General features: G+C 71.6%; 9 protein-coding genes and 3 pseudogenes. 8 read left to right on the top strand and 4 right to left on the bottom strand.

Annotation, left to right across the window (positions count from 1 at the left end; genetic code table 11):
- Window positions 1-3: 3 nt before the first annotated feature.
- The 4 genes from ABZV00_RS01285 to ABZV00_RS01270 all read left to right on the top strand — a co-directional run bounded on the left by ABZV00_RS01285 (window position 4) and on the right by ABZV00_RS01270 (window position 9563).
- Window positions 4-891 carry a carbohydrate ABC transporter permease gene (locus ABZV00_RS01285; protein ID WP_328422416.1) on the top strand — a complete coding sequence of 296 codons (888 nt, stop codon included), beginning with the start codon at window positions 4-6 and terminating at the stop codon, window positions 889-891.
- 99 nt (window positions 892-990) lie between these two features.
- Window positions 991-2640, top strand: a complete 1650-nt coding sequence (locus tag ABZV00_RS01280; protein WP_355600827.1) for a glycoside hydrolase family 13 protein — start codon at window positions 991-993, stop codon at window positions 2638-2640.
- Window positions 2641-2801: 161 nt separating this feature from the next.
- Window positions 2802-5669, top strand: coding sequence for a discoidin domain-containing protein (locus ABZV00_RS01275; RefSeq protein WP_355600825.1), 2868 nt, complete (start codon window positions 2802-2804; stop codon window positions 5667-5669).
- 195 nt (window positions 5670-5864) lie between these two features.
- Entirely contained in the window at window positions 5865-9563 is a 3699-nt protein-coding gene (locus ABZV00_RS01270; protein WP_355600823.1) for a discoidin domain-containing protein, read from the top strand.
- Here ABZV00_RS01270 and ABZV00_RS01265 read toward each other — a convergent pair.
- Complete coding sequence (locus tag ABZV00_RS01265; protein WP_355600821.1) at window positions 9550-10365, bottom strand: crotonase/enoyl-CoA hydratase family protein; 816 nt, start codon at window positions 10363-10365, stop codon at window positions 9550-9552. The genes ABZV00_RS01270 and ABZV00_RS01265 overlap by 14 nt on opposite strands.
- 118 nt (window positions 10366-10483) lie before the next feature.
- Here ABZV00_RS01265 and ABZV00_RS01260 point away from each other — a divergent pair, with 118 nt between their 5' ends.
- A complete protein-coding gene (locus ABZV00_RS01260; protein WP_355600819.1) occupies window positions 10484-11335 on the top strand; it encodes a Rieske 2Fe-2S domain-containing protein in 852 nt (283 codons plus the stop codon).
- Window positions 11336-11984: 649 nt separating this feature from the next.
- On the opposite strand, the pseudogene ABZV00_RS01255 reads toward ABZV00_RS01260, so the two are convergent.
- Window positions 11985-12437, bottom strand: a pseudogene (locus tag ABZV00_RS01255) (LysM peptidoglycan-binding domain-containing protein); the annotation flags it as partial.
- Between the two features lie 288 nt (window positions 12438-12725).
- Here ABZV00_RS01255 and ABZV00_RS01250 point away from each other — a divergent pair.
- A pseudogene (locus ABZV00_RS01250) lies at window positions 12726-13404 on the top strand (A24 family peptidase); the annotation flags it as partial.
- A gap of 334 nt (window positions 13405-13738) precedes the next feature.
- On the opposite strand, the gene ABZV00_RS01245 reads toward ABZV00_RS01250, so the two are convergent.
- Entirely contained in the window at window positions 13739-14368 is a 630-nt protein-coding gene (locus ABZV00_RS01245) for a phosphatase PAP2 family protein (RefSeq protein WP_355600817.1), read from the bottom strand.
- Here ABZV00_RS01245 and ABZV00_RS01240 point away from each other — a divergent pair.
- Window positions 14367-14747: pseudogene (locus ABZV00_RS01240) on the top strand (hypothetical protein); the annotation flags it as partial. The gene ABZV00_RS01245 and the pseudogene ABZV00_RS01240 sit on opposite strands and share 2 nt — an antisense overlap.
- 209 nt (window positions 14748-14956) lie before the next feature.
- Here the strand turns inward: ABZV00_RS01240 and ABZV00_RS01235 are convergent.
- Window positions 14957-15421: a hypothetical protein gene (locus ABZV00_RS01235; RefSeq protein ID WP_355600815.1), complete on the bottom strand. Its 465-nt coding sequence runs from the start codon at window positions 15419-15421 to the stop codon at window positions 14957-14959.
- 146 nt (window positions 15422-15567) lie between these two features.
- On the opposite strand from ABZV00_RS01235, the gene ABZV00_RS01230 reads away from it, so the two are divergent.
- The gene (locus ABZV00_RS01230) at window positions 15568-16365 is read left to right on the top strand and encodes an SAM-dependent methyltransferase (RefSeq protein WP_328422432.1); all 798 of its coding nucleotides are present in this window, start codon (window positions 15568-15570) and stop codon (window positions 16363-16365) included.
- The last annotated feature ends 23 nt before the right edge of the window (window positions 16366-16388 follow it).

Below are 16388 nucleotides of genomic sequence, written 5' to 3'. Positions count from 1 at the left end.
GGAATGGCACAGGACTCCGGGACCCGGACCCTTATCTCGCACGCCCAGCTCAGCCGCGGGCGCGGCAAGGTCATCTACTGGACGCTGCTCGCCGTCGTCGTCGCGGGCTTCACCCTCGTCTTCCTCGGGCCGCTCTACTGGATGGTCACCGGCGCGCTCAAGTCCGGCCAGGAGATCGCGCAGACCCCACCCTCGCTGTTCCCGCAGGATCCCGAGCCGCAGAACTACATCGATGCGTGGAACAACCTGGACCTCGCCAAACTGCTGTTCAACACGTTCTACTACGCGACGGGCGCGGTGCTGTTCCAACTCGTCTTCGACACCGCTGCCGCGTACTCGCTGTCCAAGCTTCGACCGATGTTCGGCAACGTGATCCTCGCCCTGATGCTGGGCACGCTGATGATTCCGGCGATGGTCCTCATCGTCCCGCAGTACGTGACCGTGATCGACCTGCCGATCCTGCACATCAACCTGCTCGACTCACCGTTTGCGATCTGGCTGCCGCTGGTCGCGAACGCGTTCAACATCTTCCTGCTGAAACGGTTCTTCGACTCGATTCCCGAGGAGTTGATGGCCGCAGCCCTGATGGACGGGGCGACGTCACTGCGCACGCTGTGGTCGATCATCCTGCCGCTGTCGCGACCCATCCTCGGCGTCGTCTCGATCTTCGCCGTGACGGCGGTCTGGAAGGACTTCCTCTGGCCGAAGCTGGTCATGCCGTCGCCCGAGACCCGGACGGTCAGCGTCGGCATCTACGCCTTCTCGGGTGGTACGCCCATGAACGTGGTGATCGCCGCGTCGGTCATCGCCGCGATCCCGACCGTCATCATCTTCCTGATCTTCCAGCGGAACATCATGTCCGGTCTGACCTCGGGCAGCCTCAAGGGATAGCCGGCAGCGTAACCTCCCGCGGCGAACAACGACTGTTCGCCCGACACATATCTAGGTCCGGCGAACCCGCCGACGTACTGACGCAGAAAGCAGGTGCTCGTGTCCACAGCAGACAGCGGTCCGTGGTGGCGTGGAGCGGTGATCTACCAGGTGTACCCACGTAGCTTCGCCGACGGCAATGGCGACGGCATCGGCGACATCGCCGGCATCCGGTCCCGGCTGAATCACCTGTCCGCGCTCGGCGTCGACGCGATCTGGTTCAGCCCCTGGTACCCCTCGCCGATGGCCGACGCTGGCTACGACGTGTCCGACTACCGCGACATCGACCCGGTCTTCGGCACCCTCGCCGAGGCGGAGGCGTTGATCGCGGAGGCACACGTGCTCGGCATCCGGACCATCGTCGACGTGGTGCCGAACCACTGCTCCGACGCGCACCCCTGGTTCCAGGCGGCACTCGCCGGCGGGCCCGGCGCGCCCGAGCGGGACCTGTTCTGGTTCCGGCCCGGCCGGGGCCCGAACGGCGACCAGCGGCCCACCGACTGGGTCGGCGAGTTCGGCGGCGAGACCTGGACCCGGACCACCAACCCGAACGGCACGCCCGGCGACTGGTACCTGCACCTGTTCGCCCCCGAACAGCCGGACTTCAACTGGGACCACCCCACGGTGCGGGCCGAGTTCGAGGACATTCTGCGGTTCTGGTTCGACCGTGGGGTGGACGGCATCCGGATCGACTCGGCCGGGCTGCTGGTCAAGGACGGGACGCTGCCCGAGACCGTGCCGGGCCGGCCGCACCCGTTCCGCGACCTCGACGGGGTGCACGACATCTACCGTGTGTGGCGGCGGGTCGCCGACGAGTACCCCGGCGACCGGGCACTGATCGGCGAGGTGTGGATGCCGGACCGGCAGCGGTTCGCCAACTACCTGCGCCCGGACGAACTGCACGCGGCGTTCAACTTCGACTTCCTCGGCTGCGCCTGGGACGCCTCCGCCCTGCGGGAGAGCATCGACGGGACGCTGAGCGCGCACGCGCCGGTCGGCGCGCCGGCCACCTGGGTGCTCTCCAACCACGACGTCACCCGGCACGTCACCCGCTACGGCCGCGCGGACACCACGTTCAGCTTCGCCGCCAAGCGCGAGGGGACCCCCACCGACCTGGAGCTGGGCACCCGCCGGGCCCGGGCTGCCGCGCTGCTCTCGCTGTCACTGCCCGGCGCCGCCTACGTCTACCAGGGCGAGGAGCTGGGCCTCTACGAGGTCGAGGACATTCCGTTCGCGCTGCGCCAAGACCCGATGTGGGAACGCTCCGGCCGGGTCGACCCCGGTCGCGACGGCTGCCGGGTGCCGCTGCCCTGGGCCGGTGACGAGCCGCCGTTCGGGTTCAGCCCCGCCGGCGCCGCAGCGCCCTGGCTGCCCCAGCCGGCCGACTGGAAGGACCGGACGGCCCGGGCGCAGACCGGCGACGCGGCCTCGATGCTGGAGCTGTACCGGGCGGCGATCGCGATCCGGCGGGCCGAACCGGCGCTCGGCGACGGCAACCTGAGCTGGCTGCCCGCCCCGGACGGGGTGCTCGCCTTCAGCCGCGGCGGTGGGTTCCGCTGCCTCGTCAACCTCGCCGACTCGTCGGTCCCGCTGCCCGCCGAGGGGGAGTTGCTGCTGGCCAGCGGGCCGCTCGATGACGGTCTGCTGCCACCGGACACCGCCGTCTGGCTGCGTACCCCAGAGCCGGCGGAGGGGCCCGGCCTGGCCTGACCTGATCGCCGTGGTGCCGGCGGCCCGTCCCGGTCGCCGGCACCGAGCACCCACCCCGGCCCAGCATGGGCCGTCGGAGGAAGGAGGAAAGAGGGGGGACCCGCCACGCCGCACGGATACGGGGGGATCTGGCCTGCCTGACGAAAGGGAGAGCGCAGCTCATGGCCAACCACACCACCGGCACCGCGCACCACCTCCGACACCCGACCCGGGCAGGGTTGGCCGCCATCGCCGCCACCCTGCTCGTCGCGACCTCGGTGACCGCCCTCGCGGTCACCGGCACCGCAACCCCAGCCTCGGCGGCCGGGCTGTCCCCCTTCGACATTCCCGGCCGGGGCGCCACCGTCCCGTTCGTCGAGCAGGAGGCGGAGAAGGCCGCCCACAACGGCACGAAGATCGGTCCGGACCGGCGCTACGGCACGCTGCCGTCCGAGGCGTCCGGCCGGGAGGCGGTCACCCTCGACTCCGTCGGCGAGTACGTCGAGTTCACCCTCACCGCCCCAGCCAATGCGGTCACCTTCCGGCACAGCCTGCCCGACAGCCCGGCCGGCACGGGCCGGGACGCCACCATCGACCTGCGGGCCAACGGAACGCTGCTGAAGTCGGTCCCGGTGACCTCGAGGTACGGCTGGTACTACGGCGGCTACCCGTTCAACAACAACCCGGGCGACACCAACCCGCACCACTTCTACGACGAGACCCGGGCGATGTTCGGCAGCACCTACCCGGCCGGTACGAAGGTCCGGTTGCAGGTCTCCTCGACCGCCCAGTCGCCCACCTTCACCATCGACCTGGCCGACTTCGAGCTGGTCGGCGGGCCGATCGACAAGCCCGCCGGTGCGCTCGACGTGGTCACCGACTTCGGCGCCGACCCGAGCGGTGCGACCGACTCGACCGCGAAGTTCCAGGCGGCGGTCGACGCCGGTAAGGCCCAGGGCCGGGTGGTCTGGATCCCGACCGGCACCTTCACCCTCTGGGACCACGTGGTGGTCGACGGGGTGACCCTGCGCGGCGCCGGCCCGTGGTATTCGGTGCTCGGCGGCCGGCACCCCACCGACCGTAAGCGGGCCGCCGGCATCTACGGCAAGTACGTGCCCGGTGGTGGCTACACGGGCGGCGTCCGCCCGCACGAGGCCGGTGGCCCGAGCCGGAACGTCACGCTGCGGGACTTCGCCATCATCGGCGACATCCGGGAACGGGTGGACGACGACCAGGTCAACGCGCTGGGCGGGGCGATGACCAACTCGGTGGTGGACAACCTCTGGCTGGAGAACACCAAGGTCGGGGCGTGGATGGACGGCCCGATGGACAACTTCACCATCCGCAACAGCCGGATCCTGGACCAGACCGCCGACGGGGTGAACTTCCACACCGGCGTGACCAACTCGACGGTGACCAACACCTTCGTCCGCAACACCGGCGACGACGCGCTGGCGATGTGGGCGCAGAACGTGGCGAACGTCAACAACTCCTTCACGCACAACACCATCGGCGTGACCCTGCTGGCGAACCACCTGGTCAGCTACGGCGGCCGGGACATCAAGATCACCGACAACGTGACGGCCGACTCGCTGACCAACGGCGGTGGCATCCACGTCGCCAACCGCTACCCCGGCGTGCAGGGCGCCACCGGCGTCCAGGGCACCTGGACGATCGCCCGGAACACGTTGATCCGCAACGGCAACTCGGACTACAACTGGAACTTCGGCGTCGGGGCGATCTGGTTCTCCGCGCTCAACGAGGCGTTCCAGCAGCCCACCATCAACATCACCGACACCGACATCCTGGACAGCTCGTACGCCGCCCTGCACTGGATCGAGGGCCAGACCAGCGGGATCAACCTGAACAACGTGCGGATCGACGGCGCCGGCACGTACGCGCTCCAGGTGCAGGCGCCCAGTCAGGTGTCGTTCACCAACGTGCGGGCCACCGGCATCGCGCAGAGCAACCCGATCCACAACTGCGTGGGCGGCGGCTTCCAGATCACCCAGGGCGCCGGCAACTCCGGCTGGTACACCCCGACCCCGTACTGCGGCCCGTGGCCGGACCCACAGTGGGGCGGCGGACCCACCACCCCGCCCCCGACCACTCCGCCGCCGACCACCCCGCCACCCACCACCCCGCCCCCGACCGGGGGGAACCTGGCGCTGAACCGGCCGGCGACCGCCACCAGCACCAACCAGAGCTACAGCGCGGCCAACGCGGTGGACGGCAACGCGGCCACCTATTGGGAGAGCGCCAACAACGCCTTCCCGCAGACGGTGACCGTCGACCTGGGCTCGGCCCGGTCGGTCGACCGGGTGGTGCTCAAGCTGCCCGCCGGCTGGGAGCGGCGTACCGAGACCCTGTCGGTGCTCGGCTCCACCGACGGGTCGTCGTACGCCACCCTGGCGGCGTCCGCCGGTCGGGTCTTCGACCCCGGCGCGGGCAACACCGTCTCGATCGGCCTGCCCGCCGGTGACCGTCGCTTCATCCGCGTCACCGTCACCGGCAACACCGGCTGGCCGGCCGCCCAGCTCTCCGAGGTCGAGGTGTACGGCGGCACGCCCACCACCCCGCCGCCCACCACACCACCGCCCACCACCCCGCCCCCGACCACGCCACCGCCCACCGGCAACCTGGCGGCCGGGCGGCCGGTCACCGAGACCAGCCACTCCGACGTGTACGTCGCGCCGAACGTGGTGGACGGCAACCCCAGCACCTACTGGGAGAGCGCCAACAACGCGTTCCCGCAGTCGCTGACCGTGGACCTGGGCGCCAACCGGACGGTTTCCCGGGTCGTGCTGAAGCTGCCGCCGCCGTCGGCCTGGCAGACCCGTACCCAGACGCTGTCGGTGCTCGGCTCCACCAACGGGTCGTCGTTCACCACCCTGAAGGCGTCCGCCGGCTACACCTTCAATCCGGCCACCGGCAACACCGCCACCGTGACGTTCGCGGCGACCAGCCAGCGGTACCTGCGGCTGACCATCACCGGCAACAGCGGCTGGCCCGCCGGTCAGCTCAGCGAGCTCGAGGTCTATTCCAGCTAGGCCGGGCAGCCCCCGCCCGCCCGGGGCGGGGCCACCCGGTCGGGCGGCCCGGCGCAGCGCAGCCCCGGGCCGGTCTGATCCCCCGTCTTGTCCACCGCACCGTCCCCCACCTGTCGCGGTACGACGGGCGTACCCCTGCACCCGTCGCCGGGCAACGCACCCACACCCCACCCCCGAAAGAGGTGTAGCGACGCCATGTCCAGATTCGGTACCAGACGAGGCACCCCGCCGACCGCCGCGCCCGATCCCACTCGCCGAACCACCCGTACCGGCCACCGGCGGCTGCTCGCCGGCGTACTCGCCGGGCTGCTCCTGACCGCCGTGCCGGCCGTGACCCCCGCGACCGCCGCACCGGCGGCGGACCCCTCCGCGGCTGCCGCCCGCGCCGCCCTGCTCGCCGGGCTCTCCGCCACCATGACCGCCAGCAGCCACAACCAGAACTACGTGGCGAGCAACGCCAACGACGGCAACGCCGACACCTACTGGGAGAGCGCCAACAACGCGTTCCCGCAGTGGATCCAGGCCGACCTGGGCGCCACGGTCAGCGTGGACCGGGTGGTGCTCAAGCTGCCGCCACCGTCGGCCTGGCAGACCCGCACCCAGACGCTGTCCGTGCTCGGCTCCACCAACGGCTCGTCGTTCACCACCCTGAAGGCGTCCGCCGGCTACACCTTCAACCCGGCCACCGGCAACACCGCCACCGTCAGCTTCACCGCGGCCAGCACCCGCTACGTGCGGGTGCAGGTCACCGGCAACACCGGCTGGCCGGCCGCCCAGTTGTCCGAGGTCGAGGTCTACGGCGCCGTCGGCAGCCCCGACACCCAGGCCCCCAGCGTCCCCGGCAACCTGGCGTACACCCAGCCCGCCAGCGGGCAGATCCGCCTCACCTGGTCCGCGTCCACCGACAACGTCGGCGTGACCGGGTACGACGTCTACGCCAACGGCGGACTGCGCGGCAGCGTCAACGGCTCGACGCTGACGTACACCGACAGCCAGCCGGACAGCGCCACCGTCGCGTACTACGTCCAAGCCAAGGACGCGGCCGGCAACCAGTCGGCGAACAGCAACACCGTGACCCGGACCGGCACCGGCAACCCGCCGACCGGCACCAACCTGGCGATCGGCAAGCCGATCACCGCCTCCGGGTACGTGCACACGTTCGTGGCCACCAACGCCAACGACAACAACGTGGCCACCTACTGGGAGGGCAACGGCAACCCGAGCACGCTGACCGTGCAGCTGGGCGCGAACGCCAGCCTCAGCCAGATCGTGCTGAAGCTGAACCCGGACTCGGCCTGGGGTGCGCGTACCCAGAACATCACCGTGCTCGGCCGGGACCAGGGCTCCTCGACCTTCACCACCCTGGTTGGTGCCGCGAACTACAGCTTCAACCCGGCCAGCGGCAACACGGTGACCATCCCGGTCTCCGGTGCGGCGGCCGACGTACGGCTCTCGATCGCCTCGAACACCGGCGCCCCCGCCGGGCAGGTGGCCGAGTTCCAGGTCTTCGGCACCCCGGCGCCGAACCCAGACCTGACCGTCACCGGCATGTCGTTCAGCCCGTCCGCGCCGGTCGAGACGAGCACCATCACGCTCTCGGCGACCGTGCGTAACGCCGGCTCGGCGGCCTCCGGTGCGACCAACGTCAACTTCTACCTGGGCTCCACCCGGGTCGGCACCGCGTCGGTCGGCGGCCTCGCGGCCGGCGCCTCGACCACCGTCAACGCCAACATCGGCACGCGTGACTCGGGCAGCTACCCGCTCAGCGCGAAGGTCGACGAGTCGAACACCGTCGTCGAGCAGGACGACACCAACAACAGCTACGCCAACCCCAGCCCGCTGGTTGTCGGCGCGGTCGCCAGCTCCGACCTGGTCGCCTCCGCGGTCGACTGGTCGCCGGGTAACCCGCCGCCCGGCAGCACGGTGACCTTCTCCGTATCGATCCGCAACGCCGGCAACGTCGCCTCGGCGTCCGGTGCGCACGGCATCACCCTGACCGTGCTCAACGAATCCGGCACCGTGGTCCGTACCCTGACCGGCTCCCACTCCGGCGTGATCAACGCCGGCGCGACGGTCGGCCCGATCAACCTGGGCACCTGGACCGCCGCGAACGGGAAGTACACCGTCCGGGTGGTGCTCGCCGTCGACGGCAACGAACTGCCGGTCAAGCAGACCAACAACACCAGTGACCGCCCGCTCTTCGTGGGGCGCGGCGCCAACCTCGGCTACGACATGTACGAGGCCGAGGACGGCACGACCGGCGGCGGGGCCGGGCAGGTCGGGCCGAACCGGGACATCGGCAACCTCGGCGGTGAAGCGTCCGGACGGCGGGCGGTGACCCTGAACAGCACCGGCTCGTACGTGGAGTGGACCACCCGGGCGGCGACCAACACCCTGGTCACGCGCTTCTCGATCCCGGACTCGGCCGGCGGCGGAGGCATCGACTCGACGCTGAACATCTACGTCAACGGCACCCTGCACAAGCCGATCAACCTGACCTCCAAGCACATCTGGCTCTACGGTGCGGAGGCCAGCCCGAGTGACTCGCCGAGCGCCGGACCGCCCCGGCACCTGTACGACGAAGCGAACGTCATGTTGAACTCGACCATCCCGGCCGGCAGCAGGATCCGGTTGCAGAAGGACCCGGCCAACACCACCACGTACGCGATCGACTTCATCAACCTGGAGCTGGTCGCACCCCGAGCCAACCCGGACCCGGCCCGGTACCGGGTGCCGACCGGCTTCAGCCAACAGGACGTCCAGAACGCGCTGGACGCGGTCCGGATGGACACCACCGGAAACCTGATCGGCGTCTACCTGCCGGCCGGCACCTACGAGACCGCGCAGAAGCTCCAGGTGTACGGCAAGCCGATCACGGTGGTCGGCGCGGGCATGTGGTACACCCGCTTCCAGACGCCGACCGGCCAGCAGAACACCGACGCGGGCTTCCGGGTGGAGTCCTCGGCCAGCGGGTCGTCCTTCTCGCACCTGGCCTTCTTCGGCAACTACACCAACCGCATCGACGGGCCGGGCAAGGTCTGGGGTGAGCTGAAGGACGTCGACAACATGACCCTGGACAGCGTCTGGGTCGAGCACACCGTCTGTGCGTACTGGGGGGTGAGCGTCAGCGGGCTGACCATCCGCAACAGCCGCTTCCGCAACACCTTCGCCGATGGTGTGAACCTGACCAACGGCAGCACCAACAACCTGATCACCAACACCGAGGGGCGGTCCAACGGCGATGACGCCTTTGCCCTCTTCTCGGCCACCGACCAGGGTGCGTCGACCTCCAACAACGGCAACGTGTTCGAGAACCTCTCGGCCACGCTGACCTGGCGGGCGGCCGGGCTGGCGGTCTACGGCGGCTACAACAACATCTTCCGCAACCTGTACATCGCGGACATGTTGACGTACTCGGGGGTCACCATCAGCTCGCTGGACTTCGGCTACCCGTTCATCGGGTTCGGGGCCAGCCCGCCGACCCAGTTCCAGAACATCTCGCTGATCCGGGCCGGCGGGCACTTCTGGGGATCGCAGACGTTCCCCGCGATCTGGGTCTTCTCCGCCTCGAAGGAGTTCCGCGGTATCCGGGTGTCCGACGTGGACATCGTCGATCCGACGTACACCGGGATCATGTTCCAGACCAAGTACAACGGGTCGCAGCCGGAGAACCCGATCACGGACACGGTCTTCACCAATGTCTCGATCAGCGGCGTCCGCAAGAGCGGTGACGCGTTCGACGCGAAGTCGGGCTACGCGATCTGGGCCAACGAGATGCCGGAACCCGGTCAGGGCCCGGCGGTCGGCTCGGTCACCTTCAACAACCTGCGACTGACCAACAACTACCAGGACATCCGCAACACCACGTCGACCTTCACCATCAACCGCAACTGATCTCGCCGGTAGCCGATGCCGCCGGGAAGCTCACCCCTCCCGGCGGCATCGCGCCGTGCCGGCCCTCGCCGCCAGCGAACCGAGCCGCACCGGCGGCCGCGTCGGCGGCCAGCGAGTCCATCCCGTACGCCAACTCGGTCGCCAGGGCCTCCGGCTCGGGCCGACCAGCGCCGGCCAGCATCGCCGCCCGGTCGTTGCGCAGGCAGGTCTGTGGGTGCCGGGCGATCTCCGCCGCCAGTTCCTCGGCCGCGGCCCGCGCCTGGCCGGGCGGCACCAGCCGGTTGACCAACCCCATCGTGTACGCCTCATCCGCCGGCACCGGCCGGCCGGTGAGGATCAGGTCGAGTGCGCGGCTCTCACCGATCAGTCGGGGCAGCCGGACCGTGCCACCGTCGATCAGCGGCACCCCCCAGCGGCGGCAGAACACCCCGAGCGTCGCGTCGGACTCGGCGACCCGCAGGTCGCACCAGAGCGCCAACTCCAGCCCGCCGGCCACCGCGTACCCGGAGATCGCCGCGATCACCGGCTTGCCCAACGTCATCCGGGTCGGACCCATTGGGCCGTCCCCCTCCGACTCGACCCGGTTGCCGCTCGGCGTGCCGATCGCCTTGAGGTCGGCACCGGCGCAGAACGTGCCGCCGGCTCCCCAGAGCACGGCCACCGCCGCGTCCGGGTCGGCGTCGAAGGCCCGAAAGGCGTCGGCCAACGCCCGAGCGGTCGGCCCGTCGACCGCGTTCCTGGCCGCCGGCCGATCCAGCACCACCGTGGTCACCGGCCCGGCGCGCTCCACCCGTACACCCATCGGCCCAGCATGCCCGCCGCGCTCCGCCGGGACAATCCTCGTCGATCTTGCACGTTTCGCTACAGGTTTAGTCACCGTCGACCGGTTTGCGACCGCGTTCGCCGGGAAGTCGGTACGGGTGCGAGCGCTATTGACGAAAATTGAGCAGGCATCCCGGCTGGACCGGGCAGGTGACCGCCTGCAGCGGGTGGTCCTCGGCACGCTGCGTCCGCGGCGGCTGCGGGACCTGCTGCACGGGGTGACGCTGGGGCACCCGCTGCATCCGGCGATGGTGCAGGTGCCGCTGGGTTCCTGGACGAGCGCCGCGGTGCTGGACCTGATGCCCGGGCAGCGCCGGCCTGCCACCATGCTCGTCGGCCTGGGCACCGTCAGCGCGTTGCCGGCGGCGGTCGCCGGGCTGAACGACTGGGCGGCGCTCTCCCGGGACCAGCGCCGGGTCGGCCTGGTGCACGCCGCGGCGAACACCGTCGGCGTGACGCTCTACGCCGGCTCGCTGGCCGCGCGGCTCGCCGGCCGACACGGCGTCGGCCGTGCCCTCGGCTATCTCGGGCTCTCCGCCGTGAGCCTGGGCGCGTACGTCGGCGGTCACCTGGCGTACAAGCAGGGGGCGCAGGTCAATCAGAGCATCTCCGAGCTGCACCGGATGAGCGAAGGCTGGCATTCGCTGACCGAGATGGCGGCGCTGCCGCAACGCACGCTGGTCACCCGGGAGGTGGACGACGTCTCGGTGATCCTCTACCGGCACGGTGAGGGGGTCACCGTGATGCTGGAGCGCTGCCCGCACCAGAGCGGGCCACTCGGCGAGGGCGACGTGCAGGAGATCGACGGCCACGCCTGCGTGGTCTGCCCGTGGCACGGCAGCGCGTTCCGGCTCAACGGCGGCGAGGTCGTGCAGGGGCCGTCCGGCAGCGACCAGCAGATCCTGCCCACCCGGATCCAGAACGGCGTGTTGCAGACCCGCCTGCCCTGAACGGCTGTCCGCCCGGTCGCCCTGGCTTGAGCGCGCCCCACCACCGACGCTCCGCGTCGCCAGGCCCGCGGCGCTTCAAGCGAGGCCGGCCACTGACGCCACGTGCTGTGGGGTGGGTGGGCGTTGTTGAGCGCGGCGCGCCACCGACGGCACCGGCCGCCGGATGGGTGGGCGATTGAGCGCGGCCTACCGCCGAGCCGCTGATTCCGGTGCGGGCTGGGGAAGGCACGGCAGCGGCGGCGGCGCGCACGTCGCGGTCAGCCCGTGTGCGACCTGGGTCGGGACGGGCAGGCACCTGGTCAGCTGCGCCGGTGCCGACCGACCGAAGTTCCGTCCGGCACGGAATCCAGGCCGGGCCCGCCGGCCAGCAGGTCACCGCCTGCGTCACTGCCCCAACCCTCGTCACTGCCCCAACCCTCGGCGCCACCCCAAGCCGGCGCGCCGGCAGGTGCCGTCCCACCGGCGGTCGGTGCCGTGGCTTCGATGGCCGGTGCCGTCCGGACGGGGGCCAGGTGGCGCCGCTCCCGGCCGGGCCGTCGCCGAGCTGCCGGGTGGGGGTGCCGCCGGTCGGGGTCCTGTCGCCGGTCCTCCGGCCCGCACCGCGGCGGGGCGTGCGGGTGGATGCGGCCAGCCGGGGAGCCGCACCGGCGGTGGCCGGCCGGCGACGCAGCCCGAGCACCGCGCCGATCTGGGCACCGACGATGCTCGCCACGGCCAGCACGGCGGAGACCGCCAGCGGACGGTTCACCCGGTCACTGGTGCCGGCCCGGGCCGCGCCGACGGTCATGGCGGGCGGTTGACCGGCTGACTCCGTACCGCTGGGGGATGCCGGGGCCACCCGCTCCGGTGCGGTCCCTTCGGGCGCCGACCGGGGCGGCGGCGGCTTGGGCGCGGCGGGCCTGCCGGCCAGTCGGCCGGTGGCGTGCGGCCGGGCGCCCTGGTCTGCGGCCTCGGCGGGCAGCCGGAGGAGTTGGCCGGGGTGGATCCGGTCCGGGTCGTCCAACCGGTTCAACTCGGCAAGTCGTCGGTAGTCGGCGAACTCGTCCAGGTAACGCTCGGCCACCTCGCCGAGGTAGTCGCCGCGTGCCACCCGGTACACCGGCGCCGCCTCATCGCTGGCGGTGGTCCCGGCGGGCGCGACCAGCCCGAGCGGCCCAGCGACGCACCCGATCGGAGCCCTGCGCCCCAGCCGTCCGGCGGCGGTGGTGTCAGGTTCGACCCTCGGATGAGGGCCGGGAACGCCGAGCAGACCGAGACCACACCGACGGCACCCGCCGGACCGGCCTCCCGGCCGGCGAATGCCGCGCCGCCGGATACCCCGGGTCTCCGGCGATCGGCGGGGATCGTGGCGGCCACCCCGCGCATCTCGCTCTCGGGCGTGCTGGCGATCATGGCGGTCAGCCCGGTGCTGCGGTTGGCCGCCCTGCGCTACGCCGTACCCCCGGGCACCGCCAGCCGGACCGGCTGCGACGCCTGCGGCCAGCCGGTCCGCCTGACCGCCCCTGGCCCGCGCTGGGACCGACCGGCCGGTGCGGTCGCTGCCGATCCCGGGTCGGCCCGCGGCCCGGCACGGTCGAGTTCGTCGCGCTCGCCGCAGTGGTCCTGCTGGTGCTGGTCGGCCCGCCGGTCGGGGTGCTGCCGGCACTGGCCTGGTGGCTCGGCTGGACGGTCCCGGCGGTCTTCGTCGACCTGGCCGTGCACCGGTTGCCGGACCGGCTCACCCTGCCGGCGGCAGCCGGGACCTGGCTGCTGCTCGGTGCTGCCGCACTCGGCGATGCCGAACAGGGCACTGGCTGCGCGCCGTCACCGCCAGAGCAGGGCTGGCGCTGCTCTTCGCCGGCAGCACGCTGCTGCTCGGCCGCCGCGGCTTCGGGCTGGGCGACGCCAAGCTGGCGCTCAACGTGGGCGCGCTGCTCGGCTGGTACGGCTGGCCGGTCCTGGCGTTCGGGCTGTTACTCGCGTTCGGGCTGTCCGCGCTGGTCAGCCTGGGACTGCTGGTCGCCCGGCGCGCCCGCTGGAGCAGCCACCTGCCGTTCGGCCCGTTCCTGCTGCTCGGCACCGTCGGCGCCCTTCGCGGCAGCCAACTGACCACCCGCCGCCCGGGCCTCCCCGCCCGCCCGCAGTCGCCCGGGCCACCAGCCCGCCCGCCGCCCGGACCTCCCCGCCCGCGCCGCGTCCGCCTGTCGTCCGGGCCACCCGCCCGCTCGCCGCCAGCCCGGCCCGCTGCCCAGCCGCCAGCCCGCCAGCCCGCCGCCCGCTGCCCGCTGCCCGCTGCCCGCTGCAAGATCGTGCTCGATCCAGGACGTAGTCGTCTCGTTCGCGGTCGAGGCCACTACAACCAGGATCGAGCACGATCTTGGCGGCGAATGGCGGTGTGAGCGCGGCGGCCTGAGCCGGGTGGGGTCAGGAGCGGGGTGGACCGGCCAGGTCGGGGACCGGGCGACGGGTGCGGTTGGCCCGGCGGTGTAGCGCCTCGGCTGCCAGGCGGGCCAGCAGCGGGGTGGCCAGCACAGCGACCAGGGCGCCGAACAGCACGCCCGCGGCCACGTCGTGCGGGTAGTGCACGCCCACGAAGACCCGTGAGAAGGCGGCCAGCGCGGCCAGCGGCAGCGCGACCAGTCCGAACCGGGTCGACAGCAGCAGCGTGGTGACCGCCAGCGCACCCGCCAGGGTGGCGTGGTTGCTGGGAAACGACCAGTCGCCCGGGGGTGGGCAGGCACCCGCGATGATCGCCGAGCCAATTGTCCGGCACGGGCGATCTTCGTCCACCACCGTCTTGATCCACTCGCTGCCCACGTACGCCAGGAGGGTCGGCACCGGCGCGACCAGGGCGAGCGCCCGGTCGCGCGGGCAGCCGGACAGGCGGCTCAGCGCGGCCATCAGCAGCAGCGCGCCGAGCAGCAGGATCACCCCCTCGGTGGCGTGCCCGACGAACCACTGCACCGGTTGCGGGCTGTCGGCCGCGACGTCGACCACGTCGCGGTACCACTCGGCGCTGATCTCCGGAACGTCCACGTTGCCGGTGTCGACCATGAATCACCTCACCAAATGTTCATACCCCATTCATCTGGGAGAAAGCGTAGAAAGCGGCACTGGGTATCGCAGGAGTCGAAGGTCGGGGCCGCCTCCCGACCTTCGTCCAGTGATCACACAGTCGGGCTCTGCTTGTCTGATCAGGGACGTCGATGAGGGCGCCGTGCGGGAAGCGGGCAGTCACGTCAATGGGTTCCACGAGCGGTGCGAGCTGAGCTACCCCGAGGAGGGGTACGCCTATCGGCAGGCCAGCGACACCGTCGTCAGCGCGCCGAACGCGGCGCTGATCCGGCTCTGGGTCCACGACGAGCCGCTGGACGTCCGGACCGGGGCGCTGCGCAGCTACGAGCAGGCGCTCGATCTGCGCGCGGGCGTCCTGCGCCGGGAGACCGGTTTACCCGGGCGAGCGGCTGAGGCTGACCAAGTTCGCCGCGTACGAGTGCCAGCCACGGTACGCAGTTGCGGGTCACCGGCACCACGCCGGTCACCCGGCCGATGCCGCCGCTGCCCGACCCCGGGCCCGAGCCGCAGTCACCACCCGGTCGCCGCCCCGCCCATCGCTCGGCCGGCTGACCCGCCACGGTCCGCTCAGGTCGGCGCGGGACCGCCGGCCATCCGCTCGCGGACGGCCTCCAGCTCTTCGAAGGCGTACGCCCAGTTGTGGCACTTGAAGCTGCGCAGGCCCTCGATCGCGGTACGGCAGTCGGCGCAGCGGACGCCGGGGATGGCATCCGGCACCTCGGTGTTGACGTACTTGTGCTCGCCGAGGATGACGGTGGCGATCATGGCCTTGTCGTGCAGGCCGGAGAGCGCCGACGAGACGATGTCGTACCAGGTGATCCGCCGGCTGCACTTCGGGCAGTCCGGCTCGTCGCCGCTGACCCAGAGCGGGGCGCCGATGCTGCGTGCGGGCATGCCGAGCAGCTTCTCCAGCCGCCGGACGTCCGATTCCGGGGTGGTCCACCGGTGCTGGCCGGGCAGCGACGCGGGTGAGTCGTACACGGCGCGGAAAAGGTCGTGGTCGACCCGCACGGTTTCCCGCTGACTGGTCATCGGCGTCGCTCCTCGATGAGTCGGTGCCCCCACCGTGGTCGGCCGTGACCAGGGGCGCAGCCGGATCAACGACACGAGGGGTCAGCGGGTCGTCGTCCCGGGTGCTAGACATCGAGATCCGACCTTGCCGTCGAAGGGACTCCCTCGTGACCGACCAGCCGGCACCCGACCCGACCGATGTCAGCGCCCGACCCAACGTCGCCCGGATGTATGACTACTTCCTGGGCGGTAGCCACAACTTCGCCGCCGACCGGGCCGCCGCCGAACGGGTGCTCGAACTCTTCCCGGAGACCGGGGTCGCCGCCCAGACCAACCGGCACTTCCTGCGCCGGGCCGTCCGGTACGCCGCCGAGCAGGGCGTCCGCCAGTTCCTCGACATCGGTGCCGGGTTGCCCACGCAGGGCACCGTGCACGAGGTGGTGCAGACGGTGGCGCCCGACGCTCGGGTGGTCTACGTCGACTACGACGAGGTGGCCGTCGCGTACGCCCGGCAGTTGCTGACCGGCGCGCCCGGGACCGCGGTCGTCCAGGGCGACCTGCGCCGCCCGGACGAGCTGCTCGCTCACCCGGACGTGCGGGGCACCCTCGACCTGGACCGCCCGGTGGCGGTGCTGCTCCTCGCGGTGCTGCACTTCGTGTCGGACGACGACGACCCGTGGGCGGCGATCGCCCGGCTGCGCGACGCCACCGCGCCCGGCAGCCACCTGGTGCTGTCCCACCTGACGCTGGACGGCATCCCGCCGGAGCTGGCCGAGCGCGGGCAGGCCGTTTATCGCAACAGCAGCGCCCCGCTGGTGCCCCGCACGCACGCCGAGACGCTGCGCTTCTTCACCGGGTACGACCTGGTGGAGCCCGGCCTGGTCGAAACCACCCGGTGGCGGCCGGACGGCGAACGGGAGGCCGTGGATTCGCACGGCTATGCCGGGGTCGGCATCCGCCACTGACCCGCTTTCGCCGCCAGCGGCCA

Origin of the sequence: Micromonospora sp. NPDC005173 (assembly GCF_040608515.1) — a bacterium.
In the GTDB taxonomy this organism is placed as follows: domain Bacteria; phylum Actinomycetota; class Actinomycetes; order Mycobacteriales; family Micromonosporaceae; genus Micromonospora.
Note: the sequence above shows the minus strand (reverse complement) of the source record. Positions and strands in the feature narration are given on the sequence as shown.